The organism is Leptospira borgpetersenii serovar Javanica (assembly GCF_003046425.1).
GTDB classification, from domain to species: domain Bacteria; phylum Spirochaetota; class Leptospiria; order Leptospirales; family Leptospiraceae; genus Leptospira; species Leptospira borgpetersenii.
In genome coordinates, this window is the sequence record NZ_QAJG01000011.1 from 97501 (window position 1) to 102500 (window position 5000).

At 39.2% G+C, this 5000-nt stretch carries 5 protein-coding genes and 1 pseudogene (2 of these 6 only partly in view); 3 read left to right on the forward strand and 3 right to left on the reverse strand.

What is annotated here, in order from left to right:
* Window positions 1–734, forward strand: partial view of a pyruvate kinase gene (pyk, locus tag CLV95_RS10815; RefSeq protein ID WP_002733398.1) — the 3' portion only. The gene continues 721 nt to the left of window position 1, outside the view; only the last 734 of its 1455 coding nucleotides appear in the window; the start codon falls outside the window, past its left edge; its stop codon occupies window positions 732–734.
* A 450-nt stretch (window positions 735–1184) separates the two neighbouring features.
* Window positions 1185–3168 (forward strand): annotated as a pseudogene (locus tag CLV95_RS10820) (WGR domain-containing protein).
* 472 nt (window positions 3169–3640) lie between these two features.
* Here CLV95_RS10820 and CLV95_RS10825 read toward each other — a convergent pair.
* The 3 genes from CLV95_RS10825 to CLV95_RS10835 are packed head-to-tail and all read right to left on the reverse strand — an operon-like array spanning window position 3641 to window position 4574.
* The gene (locus CLV95_RS10825) at window positions 3641–3898 is read right to left on the reverse strand and encodes a hypothetical protein (protein WP_002724919.1); all 258 of its coding nucleotides are present in this window, start codon (window positions 3896–3898) and stop codon (window positions 3641–3643) included.
* Window positions 3895–4278 (reverse strand): LBF_4227 family protein, encoded by a 384-nt coding sequence (locus CLV95_RS10830; protein ID WP_002724929.1) that lies wholly within the window; start codon window positions 4276–4278, stop codon window positions 3895–3897. The genes CLV95_RS10825 and CLV95_RS10830 overlap by 4 nt, the downstream gene beginning before the upstream one ends.
* Window positions 4279–4295: 17 nt before the next feature.
* Window positions 4296–4574, reverse strand: coding sequence for a DUF883 family protein (locus CLV95_RS10835; RefSeq protein ID WP_002724940.1), 279 nt, complete (start codon window positions 4572–4574; stop codon window positions 4296–4298).
* A gap of 249 nt (window positions 4575–4823) precedes the next feature.
* On the opposite strand from CLV95_RS10835, the gene CLV95_RS10840 reads away from it, so the two are divergent.
* Window positions 4824–5000, forward strand: the start of a protein-coding gene (locus tag CLV95_RS10840) for a hypothetical protein (protein WP_002724931.1). Its footprint extends 237 nt past the window's final position; the window shows 177 of its 414 coding nt (coding positions 1–177); it begins with the start codon at window positions 4824–4826; the stop codon falls past the right edge of the window.

The following is a 5000-nucleotide window of genomic DNA, read 5'->3' on the forward strand; positions in this document are numbered from 1 at the left end:
AAGTTTCGGACGGTGTGATGGTCGCGAGAGGGGATTTGGGGGTGGAAGTTCCAATCGAGGAATTGCCGATCCTTCAAAGGGCGATCATCAAAGAATGTGCCCTCAAAGGGAAAAGAGTCATCGTCGCGACTCATCTTTTGGAATCGATGATTAATAATCCTTCTCCTACAAGAGCCGAAGTCACCGACGTCGCGAATGCGATCTATGAAGAGGCGGACGCCATCATGTTATCGGGAGAAACCGCCGCCGGTAAGTTTCCGATCCGATGTGTGGAGATGATGGACAAGATAGCACAACGTGTCGAGAAGGCAGGCGGTGTAGATTACGTTAAGGACAAAATTCCTCAGGATAAAAAGGAACAGATGGCGAGGTCCGCTGCGGAACTTGCGGATTCCCTTAAATGTCCTGCGATTATCGTCATTACGAGAAGGGGCACTACGGCGCTCAACGTAGCAGGTTTTCATCCACATTATCCTTTGATCTATGCATTTACCAATATGACTACGGTTAGGCGTAAACTCTGGCTCACTCGCGGCGTAATTCCATATCGAATCAATTTTTCCAAGGATCCTGAAAAAACGATCCGGCTCGCGATCGAAACTCTCAAAAAAGCGGGAAGAATCGAGGATGGGGATCAGGTTGTGATTTTATCGGATATCATCGCCGGAGAAGATCGAGTGGAAACGATCCAAATCCGCGAAGTAAAAACATATTTTAATGCGGAAAAGCTTTGAAATCGAAAATCCTTCTGATTCTCAACATGCGAATATCAATCAGTAGTATTTCGCGATCATCGATTTGAATTTCGTAAAAACTAAAAAAACGAAATCTGAAATTGCAGAATTTAAATGCCAATCGGTGTTTCTTTGAAACGGTTTTGAAATGTTTTGGAACTTCTCGGGATTTTCAAAAGGTATCTCAAAAAAGTTATAGAAGACATGATTTCGTAAATTGCGCCTCTAACTGATTATAAAACTTTTAAATAGATTTTGTTCTTGAAATTTTTAAGCGGCTATAGAACTTTGAGGCCTATTTTTTAATAGGAAATCTTTAATTTAATAATAGCTGTAAGACGCCGATTCTATACGGAGATTTGATCGACCAATTTTCCGAACTGTCCCGGGATAATAAATGGATCCAAATCAAAAAATAATAATATACTAAATTAATCCTGGATGATAGACATTCAACACCACTTAATATTCAAAGACGGAAAATCGGACAAGTTCTGGAACGTGGAAGTTTCCGGAAAATCCTTTACGGTTACTTACGGTAAGACCGGCACAGCCGGAACGTCCCAAACTAAAACTTTCGACAGCGAGGAAAAATGCCTGAAAGAGGCCGAAAAATTACTCTCGGAAAAATTAAAAAAAGGTTATATAGAAAAGGGTTTACAAACACCTTCCCAAAATAAAAAAACTTTCGTACAGACGTCCGACGATTTTTCCAAAGAATGGGAAAACATCGTCAATTCAAAAAATTTGCAGGATGATTTGACAAAACATTTCCTTTATTTGGCCGATTCTCCCGGATTTGAATCCGTAGTACATAAAATTTTCAAGCATGCAAAAGCGGCAAAAATAAACAAAAATAAACAAAAATACGTTGGTCGTTGAATTTAAAAGCGGAAAAACTCTTACAGCCTCATCTCCCGGCAATCCAAATTCCTACAAGAAATTTCCAAAATCATTTCTTAAGCTGATTGAAAAGCACAACACTCTAAAAACCGATCGATTAGAGTTGGGAAAATGTTACTTTGATTTCGAGATTTATGATGAAGACGATCGGGTCTATGATCTCTTTGATGGTAAAGCGAGTAACGTTCTCTGCCCGCTTCACTATACTGACAATTCCGATTGGATCTATCATCCGACGGAAAAAAACAAAGAGGGAGAACCCGCAATTTTTCCGGTGATCCACGAACTGGAAGACGAAATCAATCCAGTTTACCACAACATCGGAGCGTTATTTTTACAACAGCTTTGTGACGAATTTGAAATCGATATCGAAATCCCGATCGCTGAACGCCCTGCGGATCCGTCGGCGGATTCGAAAACGGCTTGGTGGGACAATCTCCGTGACGTTTGGAAACAAACTTTCCGCGACCAGTTTGAGGATGAAGACAAGGAGCCTACGTTTCAAACAATATTAACCTTAGAAAAGCTCGATCTAAGTGGTAGACCGATTTCCGATTTAAAACCTTTGGAAGCGCTTCTAACTGAAAAAAAATTTAAACTAGAAGTTATCCGTCTTAACAATACTTCGGTTTCCGATCTTTCGATTTTGGCAATGGCCGGAAAAAAGTTTTTTAGCGTTGATATTTCTGGAACACCGGTAAAAGACGTTTCGATGTTAAAAGAAATCAATTTCTTAACTGCAGACGGATGTACTGAGTTGGATTTTGCAACTTTAGTGAAGTTGAAAAAGTTGTACCGACTTTCTCTGCGAGACACAAAATTGAACGACCTTGAGTTTCTCCACAATTTTACGGAACTCGAACAACTGAATATCAACGGTACTCCGCTTACCGACGAGCAGATCCAAGAATTTCATGTACGTTTTAAAAAGAATCGATTGGAAAAAAACAAGGCGGCTTCCTCCAAGCGTGATCCGTTAAAGTTAGATATCCATCCAGAAATCAAAGATCCGTTATTGAGGGTTCTTGCGGACAATAGCGACTATAACCCCGAGCTTGCTTTAGAAGCTGGAGAAAAACTTCTGGCACAAAGGACTGAGAGAAAGGATATAAAACAGATTCTCAAAGATCTGATCGCTATCTGCGACAAACAATGGCGCAAGTATCTTTATATTAAAACTCCCGAAGGTCGGAAAAAATATGAGTTCTTCAACCAAAGTGAAAAGCGATTCCGGTATATTTCCGAGACGGGTGATTTCAGCACTCCGGTTTCCATCGCCAGCGTTGCCGATCCAATCGCTGAAATAGTCGGATTGATCCCCTTTATCTACGAAAATAAAAAGAAATATAAAGCCTACGAAACCATAGAGAACAATTCGTTTTACCACGTGAGCGCCATTCTGGAAATTGTGTCCAAGGCTAAATATCACGACGTAACGCTTGCCCAAGTCGAAGAAGCTGTGAAAAAATCGGACTACGTTCAATATAGAATCGACGAAGGCGGAGACATGTATCTAAAAGTGCAAAAGTAAAAAGTAATCACTTGCACCTTCCGTAAATTTTTAGAATCAGGTAAACTAACGTAAGTTCGGCGATTGAAAATGAGAAAGAATTTTCTAAAAGTAAGAGTTCCTACAATTTTAGAATTTGTTCATAAAATCGTGATTTGTAGTATTTTTCATATTTTAAGAATAGATTTACAAAGTCCAGATTCCAACTTGTTTTTAGAAAAATGAGTTATGGATTCTTATGCCGACTCACGTTAAACTATCTTCGATGAAAAAACGAATCTAGATTTGGACTAAAGAGTTTGGAAGATTTTCCAAAATCGGATTCGAATATTGTGCCCTTTATCTTATTGATCCACAATCTATATAACTTTTTACGATCGGCCCGTAATAATCGATTCTTCCAAATCCATTATTGCTTAAGTTTTTGATTTGTTCTACCAAATGGAGATTGAAACACAAACACCTGGCCACAAAAGAACAAAGAAACCGACAATTACTCTTCGGGCTGATAAACGTTATCCGGCGTTTTTAGAAAGGATTGTAAGAGTTTTCCCATTCCCAACTTATCGAGAGCGTCTACAACCATTCCTGTATAATTGATCGAAGACTGGAGTTTTTCAAATTCCAAACGTACTCTAAGTTTCTGAATATGAAGATAGAGTTTTAATTCCTCCAAACTCATGTCAGAAGGATCCTTTCCTAAAAAACGATCACTTCCGTCGAAAGGATTGAGATCCGGAAATTCTTTCATGATCGGTCCTTGATCTTGAGAAAGGAGGCGGCGAGCCAAAGAAAGAGGATGGAAAGAAAGAAACTTGCTCCGCCAGTGCCGAGGCTCGAGAGGAGAAAGTCTCCTCCAGAGATTTTATGTAGGAAAACGAAAAGTGCCCCTAAAAAGCCGACGGAACCGAACGCGAAAAAAAAGAGACCGATCTTTAGAAAAATATAAGCTTGGATTCCCGTTTGAAGTCGTTTCGTTAGGAGTTTTTGTCCATAAAGAAGGAGAGTTTGGAAGTATTCCAAAATGGAATCGACCAAAGCGAGAAAATGCGATTTAAGATCGTTTCCTTTTTTCGTATATTCATCGTTATACGATTCCTTTGCCGAATCTGATTTTCTTTTTTTTGCCATCAAAGGTGCCGCGGTTTTTATTTTCTACGGATCAGCATTCCGACGAGTAGTCCGATTCCAAGCCCTACTCCGAGTCCTATCAACGTAGCCTTCTGAGGATTTTCCTTAATATAAACTCCGGTTTGGTCAATAATTTGTTTTGCCCTTTCCGATGTATCGCCGGAGATTTGTTTGATCTTTTCCTTGAGATCGGATACGTGCTCTAAATATTCTCCACGAGCTTTCCCAGTGATTTTTTTGGCTTTGTCTTTTAAGGATTCCACTTCTTCGTTAAAATCTTCTGTTTTAGATGTCATGGTTGTTTCCCCCTAATTCTTTTTTCTAAGTTTTACATCGTGGAATCAACTACTTTCGCCGTTTTGGAACCAGGTTTTTCTCTCGAATTTTGAAGTCTAATGAAAAGAGTGGTGAAATTTCATTTAAGAAAAAGCGGAATGACTCAGATTTTTCAATTGTATAATGATGGCCTGAAGAATTAGAACGTTTCGATTTTCGATGTGAAAATTTTTTACACGAATATTTCATCCTAAAATCAGGAAAAACGTATGAATTGGATTAGTAAGCTGGTTCGTCTGAAAAGACGCCAAAAACAAAGAATCTTCAATAAGGCGTACAGACAGGCTTTAAAATTGATGAAAAAGGAATTCAAAGCGGAAAGAGAACGCCATCTTCAAGCGGAAAAGGAATTGGAAAAATATTACAGAAAAGATGTGGACACCGAG